We start from the raw sequence: 314 nt of genomic DNA on the forward strand, positions 1-314 counted from the left end.
CGGTTGATCACCCGGGTCGCCCGGCCGGCGCCGAGGAGCTGGCCGTCGCGTTCGAACCAGACTTCAGCGGTGGCATCACAGCTGAGGTAGCGGCGCTCGTCGTCGGATAGCAGCGGACCCAGATGCAGTGCCGCGATGCGGTCCTTGATGTCGAGGTGCACCACCACCGTGGTGTGTTGCCCGTGGGGGCGGCGGGCCGCCTCGGCGTCCCAGCCGGTCTCGACCAGGCGCATGAACGCCTCGATGGTGCTCGGCAACGGCGGCGTGCTCTGCGATGCGGTGTTGTCGTGATCGTGTTTCCACTCGGCGATCAG

1 protein-coding gene is annotated in these 314 nt (G+C 68.5%); it reads right to left on the reverse strand.

All coding sequences use genetic code 11. From position 1 onward, the window contains the following. A partial coding sequence (locus CDN38_RS28085; RefSeq protein ID WP_142361404.1) for a DUF222 domain-containing protein occupies positions 1 to 314 on the reverse strand: 314 nt, incomplete at both ends.

Source organism: Mycobacterium ostraviense (genome assembly GCF_002705925.1).
In the GTDB taxonomy this organism is placed as follows: Bacteria; Actinomycetota; Actinomycetes; order Mycobacteriales; family Mycobacteriaceae; genus Mycobacterium; species Mycobacterium ostraviense.